Origin of the sequence: Halorubrum shenae (assembly GCF_051194165.1) — an archaeon.
Lineage (GTDB): Archaea > Halobacteriota > Halobacteria > Halobacteriales > Haloferacaceae > Halorubrum.
This window is the reverse complement of record NZ_JBLZNI010000003.1, coordinates 177874-197180: the sequence shown is the minus strand read 5'-3', so window position 1 is coordinate 197180 and position 19307 is coordinate 177874. Positions and strand designations below refer to the sequence as shown.

Here is a 19307-nt window from a genome sequence, read left to right as displayed (position 1 = left end):
TCGTCCGACTCCGTTCAGGTATGCAGACGGGCACGAACCCATCCCGGCGCACCGCGACGGAGCCACCGAGCGACCGCTCCACGTCGGGCACAGGAACGTGTCAGCACTCGCCGCGCTCTCGCGGGTGCGCTCCGACGGAGGTGGCGGCGTGAGCGACCGTCGCGACGGGGCGCCGGAGAGCGGTGTCGATGGCGACGAGGGCGACGCGTCTCCTGACGGCGGCCACGCATCGGCGACGCCGTCGACGCACACGGTCCGGCTCGAACTCGTCGACGAGCCCGGACAGCTGCTCGCCGCGCTTCACCCGATCGCCGATAACGGGGGGAACCTCCTCTCTATCTACCACGAGCGCGGGAACAAGACGCCGCGCGGCCGGATCCCGGTCGAGGTCGACTTCGAGGCGACTCCGGAGCGCTTCGAGGGGATCGTCGAGGCCCTCCGGACCGAGGGCGTGAACGTGATGCAGGCGGGAACGGAGCGGTACGCGGAGGAGGTGACGATACTGCTCTTCGGCCACCTCATCGACACGGACCTCTCGGACACGCTCTCGCAGATCGAGGCCTGCGAGTCGGCGTCGGTCGCCGACGTGTCGCTGGCGGCGCCGCAGGGGACCGAGGAGGTGTCGAGCGCTCGGCTCCGGCTCGAGGCTCGCGCCGGGGAGACGGACACGGCGCTCGCGGCGGTCCGAGAGCTGGCCGCCGAGAAGGACCTTCGGCTGGTCGAGCCGCTCACGGGGGTGGAGGCGTGAAACTCGCCGTCATCGGCGCGGGCGCGGTCGGGCGCTCCGTGGTCGAACTGGCGAGCGAGTACGGCCACGAGGTCGTCGCGGTCGCGGACTCGTCGAGCGCGGTCGTCGCCGACGGGTCGGATGGCCGAGACTCCGGGGTCGACCCCGACGCGGTCGTGGCCCGAAAAGCAGAGCGGGGAATCGTCGGGGACGGCGACCCGGAAGACGCCCTCACGGCGGAGTACGACGCGCTGGTGGAGGCGACGCCGACGACGCTCGGCGACGCCGAGCCCGGCTTCTCGCACGTCCGGACCGCGCTGGAGCGCGACCGGCACGCCGTGCTCGCGAACAAGGGGCCCGTCGCCGAGCGGTTCGGTGACCTCCGGGCGCTCGTCGACGACAGCGCGGGCGACATCCGGTTCGAGGCGACCGTCGGGGGTGCGATTCCCGCCGTGTCGACCGTCGAGGACATCGAGCCGGGCCACGTGACGGCGGTCCGCGGCGTGCTCAACGGGACGGCGAACTTCATCCTCACCCGAATGGCGGCGGAGGGACTCGACTACGACCACGTGCTGGCGGAGGCGCAGGACCTCGGCGTCGCCGAGGCGGACCCCTCGTTCGACGTTGACGGCACCGACGCGGCGCTCAAGTGCGTCATCCTCGCGAACGTGCTCTCGTTCGGCGCGGCGGACGACCCGGCGGACGCCCGAGAGTTCACGCTCGACGACGCCGACGTATCGGGGATCCGTGACGTGCCCGGCTCTGCGCTCCGTCTCGCGGCCGAGGACGGCCGGACGGTCCGACTCATCGGCGAGGCGACGGGCGAAACGGTCCGGGTCGCGCCCCGGCTCGTCCCCGAGAACGGGACGCTCGCGGTCTCCGGGACGCAGAACATCGTCCAGATCGAGACCACCCACGCCGGCCGGCTCAACATCTCCGGGCGGGGTGCGGGCGGTCCGGAGACGGCGAGCGCGGTCCTCGGAGACGTGGGTCGGCTCGAGTAGGGCGTTTCGCCTCTCGTACTACGCCACTGCGGCCCGGAACGCGCTCCGGGTCGTGTGTCGATCTCCCGTGCCCCGCGTTGTCGAGAATCGCCCGACGGCGTCGCGATCGTCTGTAGTGCGTATCGAAACCGTTTTAGTGGAATCTACCGAAACTTACTCACAGAGCGCCTTAGCGCGTGATTACCCCATGAGTGACAAACCGCATCAGAACCTGGCCATTATCGGCCACGTCGACCACGGCAAGAGTACGCTCGTGGGTCGCCTCCTCTTCGAGACGGGGAGCGTCCCCGAGCACGTAATCGAGCAGCACCGCGAGGAAGCCGAAGAGAAGGGCAAGGGCGGCTTCGAGTTCGCCTACGTGATGGACAACCTCGCCGAGGAGCGCGAGCGCGGCGTCACGATCGACATCGCCCACCAGGAGTTCGACACGGACACCTACTACTTCACTATCGTCGACTGCCCGGGCCACCGTGACTTCGTGAAGAACATGATCACGGGCGCCTCGCAGGCCGACAACGCGGTGCTCGTCGTCGCGGCCGACGACGGCGTCGCGCCTCAGACCCGAGAGCACGTGTTCCTGGCCCGCACGCTGGGCATCAACGAGCTCATCATCGGCGTCAACAAGATGGACCTGGTCGACTACCAGGAGTCCAAGTACAACGCGGTCATCGAGGAGGTCAAGGAGCTCCTCAATCAGGTCCGCTTCGCGACCGACGACACGACGTTCGTGCCGATCTCGGCGTTCGAAGGCGACAACGTCTCCGAGGCGTCCGAGAACACCCCGTGGTACGACGGCCCCACTCTGCTGGAGTCGCTCAACGACCTCCCGCAGACCGAGCCGCCGACGGACGCGCCGCTCCGCCTGCCGATTCAGGACGTCTACACCATCTCCGGCATCGGAACCGTCCCCGTGGGACGCGTCGAGACCGGGATCCTCAACACCGGCGACAACGTCTCCTTCCAGCCGTCCGACGTGGGCGGCGAAGTGAAGACGGTCGAGATGCACCACGAGGAAGTGCCCAAGGCCGAGCCCGGCGACAACGTCGGATTCAACGTCCGCGGTCTCGGTAAGGACGACATCCGCCGCGGCGACGTCTGTGGCCCCGCGGACGACCCGCCGAGCGTCGCCGAGACGTTCAAGGCGCAGGTCGTCGTCATGCAGCACCCCAGCGTCATCACCGCCGGCTACACGCCGGTCTTCCACGCCCACACGGCGCAGGTCGCCTGTACGATCGAGGAGATCAACCAGAAGATCGACCCCGCGTCGGGTGAGATCGCCGAGGAGAACCCGGACTTCATCAAGTCCGGCGACGCCGCGGTCGTCACCGTGCGCCCGCAAAAGCCCCTCAGCATCGAACCGTCCGGCGAGATCCCGGAACTCGGCAGCTTCGCCATCCGCGACATGGGTCAGACCATCGCGGCCGGCAAGGTGCTCGAAGTCAACGAGCGATAATCGATGCAGCAGGCACGCGTCCGCCTCGCCGGCACGAGCCCCGAGGACCTCGACGATATCTGCGACGACGTCCGCGAGATCGCGGATTCGACGGGAGTCGCCCTGTCGGGCCCGATCCCGCTGCCGACGAAGACGCTCGAGATCCCGTCGCGAAAGTCCCCGGACGGTGAGGGGACGGCGACGTGGGAGCACTGGGAAATGCGCGTCCACAAGCGTCTGATCGACATCGACGCCGACGAACGCGCGCTCCGTCAGCTCATGCGCGTCCAAGTGCCCAACGACGTCAGCATCGAGATCGTTCTCGAAGACTAAGCGCTAGGGCATTTCTCTTTCACCCTTTCGTTTTTTAAACGCGCCCAGCGGCGCCGCAGTCCGCCAATTCTCTCCTCACCGTCACTGCACGTCGAGCAGCCCCACACGCCCCGCGACAAGTCCGCAAAACGCGCCGACCCCGTGAGCGATCAGCGCGACGCCGGGCGCCGCGGTCGTCGCGGTCGTCGCGGTGAGGAGGACGGCGGCGAGCCCGAACAGCGCGAACTGCGCACGACCGGAGAGCCGCAGCCGATCGAACACCGTCGCGCTCACGACGTTGCCAGCGAGCAGGTAGCCACCGAGCGCGAAGACGGCGCCGCTTATCCCCAGCACGGCCGGCGAGGGACCGAGCACGCCGCCGAGCGTCACCTGTGCGACCCCGGCGAGCGCACCGGTTCCGACCACGAACGCGTGGAAGCGGCGGCGTGTGGTCCGGCGCTCGACGAGCGGGCCGACGAGAAGCAGCGCGAGCGCGTTCGCCAGCAGGTGGCCGATCGACCCGTGTGCGTACACGCTGGTGACGACGGTCCACGGTGCGACGGCGAGCGGTGTCGACAGCACGAACAGGCCGGCGAGTCCGACGACGCCGAGCGCGACCTGTACCGCGCCGACGAGGAGGGTGACTCCGAGCGTTTCGAGCGTCGCGCGCATCTACGAGTCGTTGGAGCCGCGCGGTCAAAAGGCTGTGCGGCCGTCGCGAGCCGGGCGGTCGACGCTCCCGGCCCGAGCGATCGTCGCCGCCGACGGCTCAGATCACGTCGTCGGGGTCGTGTGTCTCGGCCATCCGCTCGGCCTCGGCCGCGTAGCGCTCGCGGTCGGCCGGGTCGTCGACCGCGCCGACGTTCTCGGGCTCGGCGTCGACGGCGGCGGTCGTGTCGCGGACGTCGGTAAAAGAGGTGAGCGCTCGCTCTTTCCGGAAGTAGCGCTCGCCGTCTGGGGTAGCGTACGTGAGGATCACCATGTTCTGCTCGTCGTCGGAGTAGGTGCGCTCGACGAGCCACATTCGGACGGGGTCACCGTCGATTTTGCTACCAGTCATGTATTGTCTTTCGAATTCTACACACAAACGATTTCCGGTGGTGTTGGAACCGGCGTCGATGAGATGGAGTGCCAGTGTGGCGGCGGCTCGATGCCCTCGATTCGCCGAACCCGCCGTCGGGAGCGACGGAGACCGTCAGTGTTATATATTTTAGGCCGGCCTAAATCAACGTATGTGCCCTGAACGACCTCGCAGACCCTACCGAACTGATGGCTGATGGTGCCGTCCGAGGTCGAATTCGGAGCCGCCTCTCGCGGGAGCTACTCACGCTTCTCGGGACGCTCGCGGTTCTCGCGGTCGGCGTCGTCGTCGTGCTCCGAACCCTCGACGCCGACGCGGTGGTCACGGCGGCGGTAGCGGCGGACCCCGCGCTTCTCGGCGCGGCCATCGTCGTCTATCTCCTCTCGTGGCCGGTCCGCGGGCGGCGATACGCCGACGTGCTCGCGGCGATGGGGCGGCGCTGCCGGGTCGGGTTTCTCACCGCGACCGTGTTCGCGAGCCAGACCGCGAACCTCGTGATCCCCGCGCGGGCCGGCGACGGGGTCCGTGCGTACCTCCTCAAGGAGCGGCGCGACGTGCCCTACCCGACCGGCGTCGCCTCGCTCGCGGTCGAGCGCGCGTTCGACCTCGTGGCGATTGGCGTCCTCGGCGGCGTCGCGCTCGGGGGTTTGCTCCTGACCGGTCGGTCGCCCGGGTCGGGCGAGTCGGTCGGCGCCGTCGCGCCGTCGACCGCCCTCGCAGCCGCGGCCGGTATCGCCGTCGTCGCTGGGGTTTCGTCCGTTGTGACCGCCGCGGTCGCCCGGAGCGACCGCCAATTCGGTCCTGCGCTTCGCGCCCGAGTCGCGCGGCCGCGCCTCTCGCGGGTCGTCGACGCCGCCGTCCGGTTCGGCTCCTCGGTTCGGGTTGTCGCCACCACCCCCCGACGCCTTGGTGCGGTGTTCCTCTGGAGCGTCGTCGTCTGGACGCTCGACGTGCTCACGGCCGTCCTCGTGCTCGCCGCGCTCACGGGCGGAATCGGGGTGCTCGTCCCGACGCCGACGTTGCTCGTTGTCGGGACGCTCGCGGTCAGCGTCGGCAACCTCGCGAAGGTGCTCCCGCTCTCGCAGGGCGGTATCGGGCTGTACGAGGCGGCGTTCACCGGCCTCGTCGTGAGCGCGACGGGGCTGCCCGTCGAGACGGCGCTCGCGGCGGCGATCCTCGACCACGCGCTGAAAAACGCCGTCACGCTCGCCGGCGGCGGGGTGACGGCGCTCGCACTCGGCCTCTCGCCGACGGCCGGTCCCGCAGTTGACGGCCAGTCGGCGCCTTCAGCGAGGGCCGACGGGGGGATGGTCGACGATGATGCGATATCGGACGATGATCGAGAACGCTAGTTGTCGAGTCCCGGACCGTCAGGCTTTTAGGCTAACCTAAAAACTTTGGAACATGGAAGAACGACGCCGAGACGCCGCGAGCCGAGACATCTGCGTGATCGTTCCCACGATCCGCGAGTACGAGTGTCTCCGCGAGTACGTCGCGAACGCCCGGGAGCACGGATTCAATGTCTCCCGACTTCACTTCGTGCTCGTCACCGAGGACTTCTGTGACGCCGAGGAGATGCGCTCGATGCTCGACGACCTCGACGTCTCGGGCGAGGTGTTCGACGGCACTCGGCGCGAGGAGTGGTACGAGGCCAACGGGGTCGCGGAGTACGGACACGTCGTCCCGGCCGCGAGCCACGCCGAGACGAGCTTCGGGCTCCTCTACATGTGGGCCCACGACTCCTTCGAGTACGGCCTGTTCATCGACGACGACACGCTCCCGCACGACGACGAGGACTACTTCGGGCGTCACATGGAGAACCTCGCGTTCGAGGGCGAGATCGAGCGGGTTCGTTCTGACAAGAACTGGGTCAACGTCCTCTACCAGAACGCCGACGAGCACGGTCTCTACCCTCGCGGGTACCCGTACTCGGCGATGAACGAGACGGTCGAGACCGACACGGTCGAGGTCGAGTCCGGCGAGGTCGTCGCCTCGCAGGGCCTGTGGACGAACGTCCCCGACCTCGACGCCGTCCGAATTCTGATGGACGGCGACTTAGAGGGCCAGGCGCAGACCCGGACGACCGCCGACGACTTCGGCGATGACTTTGTCGCCGCGCGCGACAACTACCTCACGGTCTGCTCGATGAACCTCGCGTTCCGCCGCGAGGTGATCCCGGCGTTCTACCAGCTCCCGATGGACGACAACGAGTGGGAGGTCGGCCGGTTCGACGACATCTGGTCGGGCGTGTTCTTAAAACGCGCCTGCGACGTGCTCGGCAAGCGGATCTACAACGGCGGCCCGCTGTGTGAGCACAACAAGGCCGCCCGCTCGACGTTCGACGACCTCCACAACGAGGTCGCCGGGCTCGAGCTCAACGAGCATCTCTGGGAGCTGATTCGCGACGCGGGCGCGGACGCCGACGGCTACGCCGCGGCCTACGACGCGATGGCCGACCGACTCGCAGACGGCGAGTTCGACGAGTACCGGAACGGTGCGTTCTTCACCCACGTCGGCGAACACATGCGCGACTGGCTTGACTGCCTCGACGCGATCCGCCGAACGCCGGCGGTCGCGGACGACTGAACCGACACCACTAAAAGCATTTAGGTTAGCCTAAAACATATGATCGACAACCTGCCAGACGACGTAGACCGCCGACGATTCCTCGCGGCCACGGGCGCGCTCGGCGCTGCCGGGCTCGCGGGCTGTACGGGCGACGATACGGACGACGGTGACGGTGACGACGGCGACAACGGCGGCGACGGATCGGTCGGACAGATCGGCTCCGGGCGCGAGGGACGCGGACTCCCCGGTGGCACCCCTATCGCCGAGATGCCTGACCTGGAGGGCGAGCTCACAGTGTACTCCGGTCGCGGCGAGTTCCTCGTCGGCGAACTCGTCGAGTACATCGAAGACCAGTACGACGACTTCGATCTGACCGTCCGGTACGGCGGCTCCACCGACCTCGTCAACCAGATCGCCAACGAGGGAGAGGGGTCGCCGGCCGACGTGTTCTACTCGGTCAACGCGGGCTCGCTCGGCGCGCTCGCTAACGAGGGGCGCACCCAAGCGCTTTCCTCAGAAATCACCGACATGATCCGCTCGGAGTTCCGCACCGAGCAGTGGATCGGCACGTCGGGACGCGCCCGTACCGTCCCGTACAACACCGACGAGTTCTCCGCGGACGAGCTCCCCGAGGACATCATGGCGTACCCGGAGGAGTTCGCCGGCAGCCTCGGCTGGGCGCCCTCCTACGGCTCCTGTCAGGCCTTCGTCACCGCGATGCGGCTCATCGAAGGCGAGGAGGCGACGCTGGCGTGGCTGGAGTCCGTGGTTGAGTCCGGAATCAGCAACTATCCGGACGAGTTTGCCGCCTGTCAGGCGATCGCCGACGGCGAGGTCGACGCGGCGTTCACGAACCACTACTACATCCAGCGCGTCCTCGACGGCAGCCCGGAGGCGTCGATCGGCACGGCCTTCACCAGCGGCGACGCCGGCGCGGTGTTCAACGTCGCCGGCGCCGCCGTCGTCGACACGGCGTCCGACGTGACCCTCGCCGAGAACTTCGTCCGTCACCTGCTGTCGGCCGAGGCGCAGGACTACTTCGCCCGGACGACGTTCGAGTACCCGCTCATTCCCGATGTCGAACCGATCGGCGACCTGCCGACGATCGACGAGCTCAACGTGCCCGACATCGACCTGACGGAACTGTCCGATCTGGAACCGACGATCGACCTCATGCGCGAGGCCGGCGTCGAGGTGTAGGCTCGCCCCACCGACTTCCGTGTCGTCGCTCGCCGTCCCTCCCCGCCTCCGCACGCTCGCATGCCGACTGGCCAGTCGCGGTCGCGTCCGGCTCGCTCGAGCGGACCGCCTGACGCTGGCGGCTGTCTTCGTCGCCGTCGCGACGGGTCTGCTCACCTTCGGTATCGCGGCGACGTTGTTCCGGTACCACTCCGTCAACCACGACGAGGGCGTGTATCTCACCCAGGCCGCGCTGCTGCTCTCCGGCCAGCTCGAGATCCACGCCGGCACGCTGGCCGACGCCGTCCATCCGTGGTTCTTCATCGAGGACGGCGGCCGGCTCTACCCGAAGTACAACCCCGTTCCAGCCGCGATGTTCGCGGTCTCTTTGGCGTTGTTCGGCGAGCCGCGGGTGACGCTCGCGGTCGTCGCCGCCGGCAACGCGGCGCTCGTGTTCCTGCTCGGCGCGGCAGCGTTCGACCGGCGGGTCGGCCTCGCGGCCGCCGTGCTCTTCGCGGCCTCGCCGCTGGCGCTCGTCACGTCCTCGGTGTTCCTCCCGTACGCGCCGACGACGTTCCTGAACCTGCTGTTCGCGGTCGCGTATCTCCGGGGCGTCCGCGACCGGTCGCTCCCGCTCGCCGGGCTCGCGGGCGTCGCGATCGGGCTCGCCTTCTTCGCCCGGCCGTTCACGGCGGTGCTGTTCGCGGCGCCCTTTATCGTGCACGCGCTGGCTGGAGTCGCCGTCGGGCTCCGGGAAGCCGGGATTCCGCCGCTCTCGCTTCCCGAGTCGGTCCGCCGTCACGGGCTCACGGCGCTGTTCGGCACCCTCTTTGTGGGCGTTACCCTCGCGTACAACCTCCGGATGACCGGATCGCTCCTCACCTTCCCGTACGAAGCGTTCGCGCCGATGGACGGTCCCGGGTTCGGCGAGCGACGGATTCTCGGCCACAGCGAGGATTACACGCCCGAACTGGCGCTCCGCTCGAACGGATACGCGCTGTGGTACCTCGCCACGCGCTGGGTCGTCGCCGGCCCGCTCGGGACGCTGCTCGCGCTCGTCGGGGGCGGGCTGGCGGCGCGGCGGTGGCTGTCCGGACGGCGCGCGTTCGGGGTCGGTGGTGGCGATGGTGACGACAACGCGATCGCCGACCGACGCTTCGAGCGCACCGCCGGGCTCCTGCTCGCCGGCGTCGTCGTCTCCGTCGCCGTCGGGAACCTCTTTTTCTGGGGGACGAACAACCTCCTCGCGACGCTCTCGGACCCGACCGACGGACTGGTCGCGGCTTTCGGGCCGTTCTACCACTTCGATCTCCTCGTCCCGCTGTCGGTCTTCGGTGGCGTCGCCGTCGTCGCCGGCGGCCGGGGGCTCTCTCGGCTCCGCGCACGGCTCGCCTCTCGGGCCACGCCGGGAGCGGCGCAGGGGGTCGTCGTCGCGGTCGCGGTACTCGCGCTCTTCGGCGGAGCGCTCGGTGCTGCCGCCGCGGTCGAGGCACCGCTCGACCGGCACACGGCGTACGCCGACAAGTACGAGGCGGCCTACGAGCCGATCGAGTCGGCGTCGTTCGCTGACGATCTCGTGTTCATCCCCACCCCGTACGGAGAGTGGCTCGGCCACCCGTTCCAGCCGCTTCGGAACGAGCCCGGGCTGGACGGGCCGGTGGTGTACGCGCTCGACCGCGATCCGGCCGAGGACTTCGCGGTGATCGACGCGTACCCCGACCGCGAGCTTCAACGGTACGCGTACCGGGGAGTGTGGACGCCGAACCCGAACCGCCATGTTACTCCCAAGCTCGAATCACTCGACGTGCGGGAGGGGGCGCGGATCGGCGCGACGACGACCGTCGGCGTCCCCGAGCGCGTCGAGAGCGCACGGGTTCGGGTGGAGACGGAGCGGGGCGGTGACGAGGAGATTACGGTCGGCGGGGTGGCTGTGGGCGGCGACGAGTTCGGCCGCTACGCGGTGGACGATCTCGACGGCTCGCTCTCCGTCGACTGGTCGATCGCCTCTGACGGGGTCCGTCTGGCCGGTGCGCCGAACGCGACGGTCCCGATCGACCCCGAGGGCGACGAGGTGATCGTGACGGTGACGCTCGTCGACCCGGCGGGCTCGACGTTCACGTACCGGCAGGCGGCGACGGTCCGGGCCGCGGGTGACGGTGACCGCGTCGAAGTCGTCTGGCCGCCGGAGCGCTCGGTGTGCCGGCTGGTCACCGAGTGCGGCACCGAGGGGACGTATCTCCCCGCGAATCCGGACGCCCACGCGGAGTGGGTAGTCTTCGAGACGGACGCTGAAGCGAACGGGGATCGGTGAAGCGCTGGCGGCTATTTATAAATAGTCGTCGCTACCGCAGTTCTATTTAAGTACCACGTCGCTGTCGGCGGTCGGCGTTGCCGGCGAAAAGAATCTCCTCCCGATTTCCGGACGGTTCCCGCTCAGAGCCGCCGCAGCTGCTCTTCGAGACACACCGTCACGATCGACTTCGCGATGGCGATGCCGCCATCGATCGGGTCGAGCTTCGTCTCGCCGAGGCGCTCGGCGTAGTCGATCGGGCGCTCGCGCACGTCGCGGCCGCGCATCAGCGGGCGAATGAGCAGCTCGGCGGAGAGGCCGGTGTTCTCGGTCCAGCCGATCTCCCGAACGACCTCGCGGCGGTACGCGCGCATGCCGGTGGTGGTGTCGTGGACGCGCTCGCCCATCAGGACGGACGCGACGGCCGCGAACGCCTGGTTGCCGAGGCGATTGAACGCGGGCATCGCGTCGGCCCCGTGGTAGAGGCGGTCGCCGCTGACGACGTCGGCGCCGTCGTTGATCGCTTCGAGGAACTCCGGGAGCTCCTCCATCGGGTAGGTGTCGTCGCAGTCGGTCGTGACGACGACCGGGCGGTCGGGCGCTAAGATAGCCTCGCGGACGGCGACGCCGTACCCCTGCGGCTCCTGTTCGATGACGCGCGCGCCGTGTTCCCGGGCGATCTCGGGCGTTCGGTCCGAGGAGCCGTCGACGCAGACGACCTCGGCGCGCCCGCCGGTGACCTCGTCGATGTCGGAGAGGACGGTTCCGATCGCCTCCTCCTCGTTGTACGTCCCCATCACGACGCTCATGTCGTCGAAGGTGTAGTGCTCGTTGCCCTCCTCAATCGTGTCAGCCGCCCCGTTCTCCGTCCCCTCGATCTCGTCAGCTGACCCGTTCGCGGTGAGTGATCCGCTCATTACATCGTACGGGCCGCCCCACCTACTTGAGTTTTTAGGTTTACCTAAAGTAGTGTCAAAGCCGGCGCTCGACGTCGTCAGCGACGCGTAGAGCCAGCGCGGCGATCGTGAGCGTGGGGTTCATCGCGCCGCTCGTGGGAAAGACGCCGCTGGAGGCGATCCAGCAGTTGTCTAGGTCGTGGGTCCGGCAGTCGGCGTCGACGACGCCCGCGTCGGGGTCCGCGCTCATCCGGGTCGTTCCCATGTGGTGGTAGGCGGGGCCGGTCGCGTCGGGGCCGGCGACCCACTCGATCTCGGCGCCCAACTCTTCGAGGACCGACCGCTGGATCTCGTTGGCGCGCTCGATGGTCTGGAGTGCGCGATCGCCGACGTTCCAGTGAACCTCGGGAACGGGGTTGCCGTGATCGTCGGTGCGGTCGGAGTCGAGCCCGACGTAGCTGTCCGACCGGGGGAGCTGTTCGACGAGCCCGCCCATCGCCACGTGGGTGCCGTAGCCGTCGCGGAGTCGCGCGAGGAGGTCGTCCCCCCAGTCGTCGCCGGTCAGCGCCTGCTCGACCGGTGAGGGACCGGCGTAGTTGAAGAACTCCAGTTTGAACGGCGCGAGCTCCTCGTCCGCCTCGTCATAGAACTGGTCGCACGCGCTGGTGTAGAAGCCGACGTGGTTCTGTCGGGTCGGCTCGTCGAGGGTGCCGCCGACGCCCGCGAACAGGTGGTCCATGAAGAACTTCCCGACCGTCCCGCTGGAGTTGGCGAGACCGTCTGGGTACGCGTCGGACTCGGAGAGCAGGAGGAGCCGCGGCGTCTCCACCCCGCCGCAGGCGACGACGAAGACGTCGGCCTCCTGTCTGTGCTTCTCACCGTCGGGCGTCGCGTACACCGCGGCAGTGACGCGGTCGGCGTCGTGCTCCAGCCGCTGCACGGGAGCGCGGTCGATGACGGTCGCGCCCCGCTCCTCGGCGCGCTCGGCGTGGACGGTCGCGTCGTACTTCGCGCGAGCCGGACAGACGGGCTGGCAGGTGCCGTAGCCGACGCAGGCGGAGCGGTCGTCGTACGGCTCCGAGTTGCGCGCGTTCGGCACCGAGTGCATGTCGATCTCCAGCTCCTCACACGCCTCCGCGAACAGGGAGTCGCTGTAGGACGGCTCGAACGCCGGCATCGGGTGTGGCTCCTCGCGCGGCGGCGCGTAGGGGTTGTCCGAGGCGCCCGCGACGCCGAGTTCCCGCTCCGCCTCGGCGTAGTACGGCCGGAGGTCGGCGTAGTCGATCGGCCAGTCCGCGCCCACGCCGCGCTCCGTCTCGGAGTCGAAGTCGTCCTCGTGGAGCCGCATCACCATTCCCTGCCAGTGGAGCGTCGACCCGCCGATCCCCTTGACGCGGGCGTGGTTCAGCGGGTAGAACCACTCGCCGGAGTTGGCGTGCGCGTCGCGCTCGCCGCCGACGTCCCAGACGTCGGGCCGGTCGTAGCTCGGCCGGATCGCTCGCTCCTGGCGCGAGAGACGATCCGCGGGGTCGAACCGGGGGCCGGCGTCGAGGACGACCACCTCATGGTCGGCTGCCAGCCGATCGGCGACGAGCGCGCCCGCAGGTCCGGCACCGACGACGCAGACGTCCGCGTTGGCGACCGGGGTTCGGTCGACGTTGCGGATCGCGTCTCCCGCGCTCATCGCGGCCCCCGCCGGTAGCTCTCGGTCCCGCCGGGGTGTCCCTGCGGGTTCTCCAACCCGACCAGCTCGCCGCCGGTCGGCGAGGCGTACAGCGCGAGCAGCAGCTCGTTGACGACGTAGTAGCGCGCGCGCTCCGCGAGCGTCCCGTCCGAATCCTCCTCGGCGGTGTCGGCGCCGATCTCTCGGAGGAGTTGATCGCGGTCGCTCTCGGAGAGCTCGGCGATCGGTGCGCCGTGCCACGAGCGAGCCGCGTCGTCCAGCTCGCCGACCGCGGCGCGGACTCCCTCGGCATGGGCCGATCCGTCGAGCCGCCCGTCGAGGAAACGGTCGACGAACGCCTCGACGCCCTCGATCTCGCTCGGGTAGAGGACCGCCGCGACCGCGGTCATCGACGCGCGGACGGTCGCCTCGTCGGGGAGCGCGTCGCCTCTGTCACCGGCGTCGGCCGCCCCGCTGCCGTCGTCCGGACCATCGCCCGCGTGCCGGACCGCGACGGTGACCCCGCCGGTCGCGCCGACGGCGGCCAGCGCGGCCACCGCGTCGCGCCGCGTCAGTTCCATATTCAGTTTAGGCTTCCCTAAACTATTATATCCGTCGGACCCGATCGACGACCCGATCGGAACTGCTAACCATCGGAGCCGCTTCCTTTCGAGACGTATTCCCTTCCGGACCATGAGCCTGACACGCCGGATCCGCGATTTCCTGACCGACAGCGACGATCGCCTCCCGCTGGGGTTGACCCTGCTGTCCGCGGCCATCGCTGCGACGATGGTATTCCCGCTCGCGTGGCTGGTGATCGAGGCCGTCACCGTCGAGCGAGCGAGAGCGATGGAGCTGTTGTTCAGCGCGGGCACCGCCGAGGTGCTGCTCAACAGCCTGCTGCTGATGGGCGGCGTCACGGTCTTCTCGATCCTGTTGGGCGTCCCGCTGGCGTACCTCACCGCCCGCACCGACCTTCCGTTCCGTCGGTTCTGGTCCGTCGTCGCCGCGCTCCCGCTCGTCGTGCCGAGCTACGTCGGCGCGTTCGCGTTTGTCTCCGCGTTCGGCCCGCAGGGAGAGTTCCACGACGTGCTCGCGCCGCTGGGAATCGAACGATTTCCGGAAGTGTACGGGCTCTCGGGAACGATTCTCGTCATCACCCTGTACACGTACCCGTACGTTTACCTGACGACGCGGGCGGCCCTCCTCTCGTTCGACACGACGCTGATCGAGGCGGCCCGGACGCTGAACCACGGCCGGATCGAGGCGTTCCGTCGGGTGACGCTCCCCGTGATCCGCCCGGCGATCGCCGCCGGATCGCTGCTGGCGGCGCTGTACGCAGTCTCGGACTTCGGCACGCCGTCGATCATGCGACTCCCGGTGTTCACCCGGCAGATCTACGTCGAGTACAACGCGTTCGGCCGGGACTACGCCGCGCTGCTCTCCCTCCAGCTACTCGCGGTCGTGCTCGTCGTACTCGCCTTAGAGTGGCAGGTCCGTTCGAATCGAGACGCACCGGGCGACGACGCGGGGACCACCGATCGCCCCGTGCGCCTCGGCCGGTGGCGCTGGCCGGCGACGCTGTTGCCCGCGTCGGTAGCCGGGGTCGCGCTCCTCGTCCCGCTCTGGATCCTGCTCCTGTGGCTCGTTCGCTCCGAGGCGGGGCGTCGCCCCTCGATGGCGTTCGAACCGATTCAGGTGGTCAACTCCGTCTCGGTCGCGGCGGCCGCCGCGGTCGTCGCCGGACTGGCGGCGCTCCCCGTCGCGTACTTCGCCGCGAACCACGACTCGCCGCTGGCGGCGCTGTTCGAGCGAGCGACGTACGTCGGGTTCGCCGTCCCCGGGATCGTGTTGGCGCTCGCGTTGGTCTACTTCGGCTCCGGGTACTTCCCGGCGATCTACCAGACCATCCCGCTGTTGGTGTTCGCGTACGTCGTCCGCTTTCTGCCGCAGGTCGTCGGCTCGACGCGGACGTCGATCCTCGGGGTCGACCCCAAGCTCGTCGAGGCCGGTCGGACTCTCGGCGAGTCCTCGATGGGGGCGTTCCGGCGCGTGACGTTCCCGCTCACGCGGTCCGGGATCGTTGCTGGTGCCGCCCTGGTCTTCCTCACGACGATGAAGGAACTCCCCGTTACCCTGATCCTCCGACCGTCCGGGTTCGAGACGATCGTCACGCAGATCTGGCGCGCACAGGAGACGGCGCTCTACCAGTACGCGGTCGTCCCCACGCTCATCCTGCTCGTCATCTCCGGACTCTCGATGGTCGTCATCCTCGCGCAGGAGGGCGGGAGAGAGGGGCTGTAGGTCGGTCGATCATCTATCTGCGGTGGCGCGCCTCCGAGCGGCCGCTTATAAGCGGCCGCGAGGTGCCCGCGAGGGAGGCGGCGGTCCGGCGCGGCTCCGCCCGCGCCGGGCCGTCCGCCGAGGCTGGGGAGGTCTGAGGTGGTCAACGTCGATCCGTACTCAGCCATTTATAAGCGATCGGCAGCGAGGCACGACGCTCCTCTGGTAGCCGGCGCCACGTGCCGACGGCTCGGGCCTTGGAACTAATCCACCGCGGAGGCCTCACGCAGTCATATCGGGCACGCTGAACGTCGGACCGATTCGCACGCTATCGAGCAGCGGCCGACGACTGGCCCCCGATCCGATTTCGGTCCACGCGCCGATTCCACACGTACTTACCGCGCTCCGCCTCACGGGGGCGTATGGACCTCACCGATTCGACCGCACTCATCACGGGGGGCGCGGGGCTCGTGGGGAGCCACCTCGCGGCTCAACTCCTCGACCGCGGCGCGACGGTCCGCGTCGCCGACGACCTCTCGAAGGGCGACCCTGAGCGCGTCCCGAGCGGTGCCGACTTTATCAAGGCAGACCTCACCGATCCCGACGACGTCGCCGACGCGGTCACCGGCGACCTCGACATCGTCTTCCACTTCGCCGCCTACACCGACACGAACTACGACGACGACCGGGAGCTGTTCGAGGCGAACACGGCGATGACGTACAACGTCATCGAGCGGATGCACGAGGTCGGCGTCGACCGGCTCGCCTTTACCTCCTCCTCGACGGTGTACGGCGAGGCGCCCCGACCGACGCCGGAGGAGTACGGACCCCTCGAACCCATCTCCATCTACGGCTCCTCGAAGCTCGCCGACGAGGCGCTGATCTCGACGCACGCCCACTCGTACGAGGTCCAGTCGTGGGTGTTTCGCTTCGCGAACATCGTCGGGCCCCACCAGCGCGGGAACGTGATCCCCGACTTCATCCAGAAGCTGGACGCGGATCCGTCCGAGCTCGAGATCCTCGGCGACGGGCGACAGGAGAAGTCGTACATGCACGTCTCGGAGTGCGTCGACGCCATCCAGCACGTCGTCGAGCATGCCGACGAGGACCTGAACGTCTACAACCTCGGGACGAAGACGACCACGTCGGTCACCGATATCGCCGACATCGTGAGCGACGAACTCGGCGTCGATCCCGAGTACAGCTACACCGGCGGCGACCGCGGTTGGACCGGCGACGTGCCGAAGATGCGCCTGTCGATCGAGCAGCTTTCGGACCTCGGCTGGGAGCCGTCGATCGAGAGCGACGCGGCGGTTCGGCGGAGCGCGCGCGAGCTGATCGACGAGATCGTCTGATACGGATACGTTATCGTTGGTGATGGCGGTGCGGTAGACTGCTTCGAGTCTTTTGGGAATCGTTTATAGGTGATTGTGTGAGGACCGACGGTGAACACCTCCAAAGCCCTAGCCGTGAGGACGACGCACACTCGTTGCGCGCTTCGGTTGCTCGCGTCGCTCGCTCCCTGCAGTGCTTACGTCGTCATCAGAACGCAGAGCATTCTGATTGGCTCACGAGAGCGGGGCTCTCGTGAACGCCTGCGTCGTCCTCACGGCTGCCTCTTTGAGTCCCGCCCCGCAACCGCAGCCTCACGCCTCCCCTCCCTCACGCCGCTTCGGAAGGGCCTTTTAGGCCGACCGACGAACGGACGGTATGTTCAGGCAGTTCCGGTCAGAGGTGGCCGACGCGCTCGACGAGGCGCTCGCGTCGCTCGACCTCCCGACCGACGACCTCGGTATCGAACGCCCGCCCGACGACATGGACGCGACGCTCGCCTCCAGCGTCGCCTTTCGGCTCGCGGGCGAGGTCGGCGACGCGCCCCCCAACGTGGCCGCGACGGTCGCGGACGCGGTCGACATCGACGGCTACGACTACCTCGACGCGGTCGACACCGCCGGGCCGTACGTCAACTTCCACGCTGGCGAGCGCTACCTCGTCGACACGCTCGACGTGGCCGCCCCCGACGCGGGGTACGGCGCGCTCCCCGATCGGGACACCTCGGTCGTCGTCGAGCACACGAGCGCGAACCCGACCGGCCCGGTCCACGTCGGTCGCGCGCGCAACCCGATCGTCGGCGACGCGGTCGCGAACCTCATGGAGTACGCGGGCTACGACGTTGACCGCCACTACTACGTCAACGACGCGGGCCGCCAGATGGCGGTGTTCACGTGGGCGTACGAGCGGTTCGACGAGGCGGACTTGGAGGACGAACCCGCCCGTGATCGCGCCGAGTACGACCTCGTCCGGTACTACCGTAAGGGGAATTCGTACCTGGAGGCGGCCGACGACGAGGCCGTCGAGGCCGCCGAGGCGGAGATCGCCGCGATCCTGCAGGGCCTCGAAGCCGGCGACGAGGAGACGTACGAGCGCGTCGGCGAGGTCGTCGACACCGTCCTCGGCGGGATGAAGGCGTGTCTCGCCCGCCTCCCCGCGGAGTTCGACGAGTTCGTCAAGGAGACGCGGTTCATGCGCGACGGCTCCACCGACGACGTCGCCGCGCGGCTCAAGGAGACCGACCAGGCCGTCTACGAGGAGGACGCGTGGCAGCTGGAGCTCGACGAGTGGGGGATCGACAAGAACCTCGTCTTCCTGCGCTCGGACGACACGAGCCTCTACACCACCCGCGATCTGGCCCACCACGAGTGGAAGTTCGCGAACTACGACCAGGCCGTCACCGTGCTCGGCGAGGACCACAAGCTGCAGGCCGACCAGCTCGATGCGACCCTCGAACTGCTCGGTAACGACACCGACCGGCTCGGTCACGTCATCTACTCGTACGTGAACCTCCCAGACGGGAAGATGTCGACCCGACAGGGCACCGGCGTGATGCTCGACGACCTGCTCGACGAGGCGATCGACCGCGCCCGCGAGGCGGTTGTAACGCGGATGGACGACCGCATCCGCGACGACGACCTCACCGAGGAGGACGTCGAGCGCATCGCCCATGAGGTCGGGATCGGCGCGGTCCGGTACGACATCGTCTCGAAACAGCCCGCGAAGGCGATCACCTTCGAGTGGGAGGACGCGCTCGACTTCGAGGGGCAGTCCGCTCCGTTCGTCCAGTACGTCCACGCGCGCTGTTGCGGAATCTTAGACGAGGCGGCCGCCGCCGGCGTCGAGGTGCCGGGCGTGACGGCGGACGCGGAAGGAGACGGTGGGGCCGAGGGCGAGGCTGTCGTCGACCCCGACGCGCTTGACGTCGACGCCGCGGTCTTCGAGACCGACGCGGCGCGCGACCTCCTCCGCGAGGTCGCCCGTTTCCCGGCCGCGATCGAGGCGGCGGCGGACGACTTGGAGCCGCACAGGATCGCCACGTTCACCCGCGAGTTCGCCGACGCGTACAACGCCTTCTACCGGGAGTGCCCGGTCGTGACCGCCGAGGACGACGAGCTGCGGGCGGCCCGCGTCGCGCTCGTCGCCGCCGCGAAGCACACGATGGCGAACGCCCTGGACGTGCTCGGGGTCGAAGCGCCCGACTCGATGTAGGAACGGGGCGATAACTCACCTGGTTCCGGTTGGAGTGTCGCCGTCGACAGTGTTGCGCGCTTCCCGCCGTCGTTGCTACACCGTTTATAAATGGGTACTGGCGGAGCGGTAGCGAACCGCTCCAAAGCCCCAGCCGCGAGGGCGGCGCACGCTCGCTGCGCGCTTCGGTCGCTCGCTCCGCTCGCGACTCCCTCGCGCGGCGCTGCTCGCACCCTTCGGGCGCTCGCAGGCGCGCGCCACCGCATCTCGTTTATAAACAACACCGCGGTCGACCGTCCATGCGATCCGGTACTATCGCGCTGGCGAGGAGGTCAAAGCTTACTTACACG

Annotated in this window: 16 protein-coding genes; 11 read left to right on the top strand and 5 right to left on the bottom strand. The window is 68.8% G+C overall.

Annotation, left to right across the window (positions count from 1 at the left end):
• Window positions 1-148: 148 nt before the first annotated feature.
• The 4 genes from ACNS88_RS05770 (at window position 149) to rpsJ (ending at window position 3496) form a co-directional block, all read left to right on the top strand.
• Entirely contained in the window at window positions 149-748 is a 600-nt protein-coding gene (locus ACNS88_RS05770) for an amino acid-binding protein (protein ID WP_435094968.1), read from the top strand.
• Complete coding sequence (locus ACNS88_RS05765) at window positions 745-1731, top strand: homoserine dehydrogenase (RefSeq protein ID WP_435094790.1); 987 nt, start codon at window positions 745-747, stop codon at window positions 1729-1731. The genes ACNS88_RS05770 and ACNS88_RS05765 overlap by 4 nt, the downstream gene beginning before the upstream one ends.
• A 187-nt stretch (window positions 1732-1918) precedes the next feature.
• Window positions 1919-3184: a translation elongation factor EF-1 subunit alpha gene (gene tuf / locus ACNS88_RS05760; protein WP_435094788.1), complete on the top strand. Its 1266-nt coding sequence runs from the start codon at window positions 1919-1921 to the stop codon at window positions 3182-3184.
• A gap of 3 nt (window positions 3185-3187) precedes the next feature.
• Window positions 3188-3496: a 30S ribosomal protein S10 gene (rpsJ, locus tag ACNS88_RS05755; RefSeq protein ID WP_004048854.1), complete on the top strand. Its 309-nt coding sequence runs from the start codon at window positions 3188-3190 to the stop codon at window positions 3494-3496.
• Between the two features lie 81 nt (window positions 3497-3577).
• Here the strand turns inward: rpsJ and ACNS88_RS05750 are convergent, their stop codons facing one another.
• Together ACNS88_RS05750 and ACNS88_RS05745 are read right to left on the bottom strand one after the other, a co-directional pair.
• Window positions 3578-4147 (bottom strand): rhomboid family intramembrane serine protease, encoded by a 570-nt coding sequence (locus ACNS88_RS05750; RefSeq protein WP_435094786.1) that lies wholly within the window; start codon window positions 4145-4147, stop codon window positions 3578-3580.
• Window positions 4148-4244: 97 nt separating this feature from the next.
• The gene (locus ACNS88_RS05745; RefSeq protein WP_435094785.1) at window positions 4245-4535 is read right to left on the bottom strand and encodes a DUF7967 family protein; all 291 of its coding nucleotides are present in this window, start codon (window positions 4533-4535) and stop codon (window positions 4245-4247) included.
• Between the two features lie 209 nt (window positions 4536-4744).
• Between ACNS88_RS05745 and ACNS88_RS05740 the strand changes: the two genes are divergently transcribed.
• Genes ACNS88_RS05740 through ACNS88_RS05725 form a run of 4 tightly spaced genes read left to right on the top strand, consistent with a single transcriptional unit; the run spans window position 4745 to window position 10614 of the window.
• Window positions 4745-5908 carry a lysylphosphatidylglycerol synthase transmembrane domain-containing protein gene (locus ACNS88_RS05740; protein ID WP_435094783.1) on the top strand — a complete coding sequence of 388 codons (1164 nt, stop codon included), beginning with the start codon at window positions 4745-4747 and terminating at the stop codon, window positions 5906-5908.
• Between the two features lie 52 nt (window positions 5909-5960).
• Window positions 5961-7142 carry an alpha-1 4-glucan-protein synthase gene (locus tag ACNS88_RS05735; protein WP_435094781.1) on the top strand — a complete coding sequence of 394 codons (1182 nt, stop codon included), beginning with the start codon at window positions 5961-5963 and terminating at the stop codon, window positions 7140-7142.
• A 39-nt stretch (window positions 7143-7181) separates the two neighbouring features.
• Window positions 7182-8324 carry an extracellular solute-binding protein gene (locus ACNS88_RS05730; RefSeq protein ID WP_435094779.1) on the top strand — a complete coding sequence of 381 codons (1143 nt, stop codon included), beginning with the start codon at window positions 7182-7184 and terminating at the stop codon, window positions 8322-8324.
• Between the two features lie 19 nt (window positions 8325-8343).
• Window positions 8344-10614, top strand: a complete 2271-nt coding sequence (locus ACNS88_RS05725) for a DUF7846 domain-containing protein (protein WP_435094777.1) — start codon at window positions 8344-8346, stop codon at window positions 10612-10614.
• Between the two features lie 122 nt (window positions 10615-10736).
• On the opposite strand, the gene ACNS88_RS05720 is transcribed toward ACNS88_RS05725, so the two are convergent.
• Genes ACNS88_RS05720 through ACNS88_RS05710 form a run of 3 tightly spaced genes read right to left on the bottom strand, consistent with a single transcriptional unit; the run spans window position 10737 to window position 13733 of the window.
• On the bottom strand, window positions 10737-11510 hold the full coding sequence (locus ACNS88_RS05720; protein WP_496923268.1) for a dolichyl-phosphate hexose transferase: 774 nt from the start codon (window positions 11508-11510) through the stop codon (window positions 10737-10739).
• A gap of 55 nt (window positions 11511-11565) precedes the next feature.
• Window positions 11566-13173, bottom strand: a complete 1608-nt coding sequence (locus ACNS88_RS05715) for a GMC family oxidoreductase (protein WP_435094775.1) — start codon at window positions 13171-13173, stop codon at window positions 11566-11568.
• Window positions 13170-13733, bottom strand: a complete 564-nt coding sequence (locus tag ACNS88_RS05710; RefSeq protein ID WP_435094773.1) for a gluconate 2-dehydrogenase subunit 3 family protein — start codon at window positions 13731-13733, stop codon at window positions 13170-13172. The genes ACNS88_RS05715 and ACNS88_RS05710 overlap by 4 nt, the downstream gene beginning before the upstream one ends.
• A gap of 112 nt (window positions 13734-13845) precedes the next feature.
• On the opposite strand from ACNS88_RS05710, the gene ACNS88_RS05705 reads away from it, so the two are divergent.
• From ACNS88_RS05705 to argS, 3 genes are all read left to right on the top strand, one after another.
• Complete coding sequence (locus tag ACNS88_RS05705) at window positions 13846-15456, top strand: ABC transporter permease (RefSeq protein WP_435094771.1); 1611 nt, start codon at window positions 13846-13848, stop codon at window positions 15454-15456.
• A 401-nt stretch (window positions 15457-15857) separates the two neighbouring features.
• Window positions 15858-16790, top strand: a complete 933-nt coding sequence (locus ACNS88_RS05700) for an NAD-dependent epimerase/dehydratase family protein (RefSeq protein ID WP_435094770.1) — start codon at window positions 15858-15860, stop codon at window positions 16788-16790.
• Between the two features lie 355 nt (window positions 16791-17145).
• On the top strand, window positions 17146-18978 hold the full coding sequence (argS, locus tag ACNS88_RS05695; RefSeq protein ID WP_435094768.1) for an arginine--tRNA ligase: 1833 nt from the start codon (window positions 17146-17148) through the stop codon (window positions 18976-18978).
• The last annotated feature ends 329 nt before the right edge of the window (window positions 18979-19307 follow it).

Bases quoted from the DNA above. Each gene is read 5' to 3' on its own strand.
- rpsJ (WP_004048854.1), top strand. From the start codon at position 3,188: ATGCAGCAGGCACGCGTCCGCCTCGCCGGCACGAGCCCCGAGGACCTC.
- argS (WP_435094768.1), top strand. From the start codon at position 17,146: ATGTTCAGGCAGTTCCGGTCAGAGGTGGCCGACGCGCTCGACGAGGCG.
- ACNS88_RS05705 (WP_435094771.1), top strand. From the start codon at position 13,846: ATGAGCCTGACACGCCGGATCCGCGATTTCCTGACCGACAGCGACGAT.
- tuf (WP_435094788.1), top strand. From the start codon at position 1,919: ATGAGTGACAAACCGCATCAGAACCTGGCCATTATCGGCCACGTCGAC.
- ACNS88_RS05750 (WP_435094786.1), bottom strand. From the start codon at position 4,147: ATGCGCGCGACGCTCGAAACGCTCGGAGTCACCCTCCTCGTCGGCGCG.
- ACNS88_RS05740 (WP_435094783.1), top strand. From the start codon at position 4,745: ATGGCTGATGGTGCCGTCCGAGGTCGAATTCGGAGCCGCCTCTCGCGG.
- ACNS88_RS05710 (WP_435094773.1), bottom strand. From the start codon at position 13,733: ATGGAACTGACGCGGCGCGACGCGGTGGCCGCGCTGGCCGCCGTCGGC.
- ACNS88_RS05730 (WP_435094779.1), top strand. From the start codon at position 7,182: ATGATCGACAACCTGCCAGACGACGTAGACCGCCGACGATTCCTCGCG.
- ACNS88_RS05720 (WP_496923268.1), bottom strand. From the start codon at position 11,510: ATGAGCGGATCACTCACCGCGAACGGGTCAGCTGACGAGATCGAGGGG.
- ACNS88_RS05745 (WP_435094785.1), bottom strand. From the start codon at position 4,535: ATGACTGGTAGCAAAATCGACGGTGACCCCGTCCGAATGTGGCTCGTC.
- ACNS88_RS05700 (WP_435094770.1), top strand. From the start codon at position 15,858: ATGGACCTCACCGATTCGACCGCACTCATCACGGGGGGCGCGGGGCTC.
- ACNS88_RS05715 (WP_435094775.1), bottom strand. From the start codon at position 13,173: ATGAGCGCGGGAGACGCGATCCGCAACGTCGACCGAACCCCGGTCGCC.
- ACNS88_RS05735 (WP_435094781.1), top strand. From the start codon at position 5,961: ATGGAAGAACGACGCCGAGACGCCGCGAGCCGAGACATCTGCGTGATC.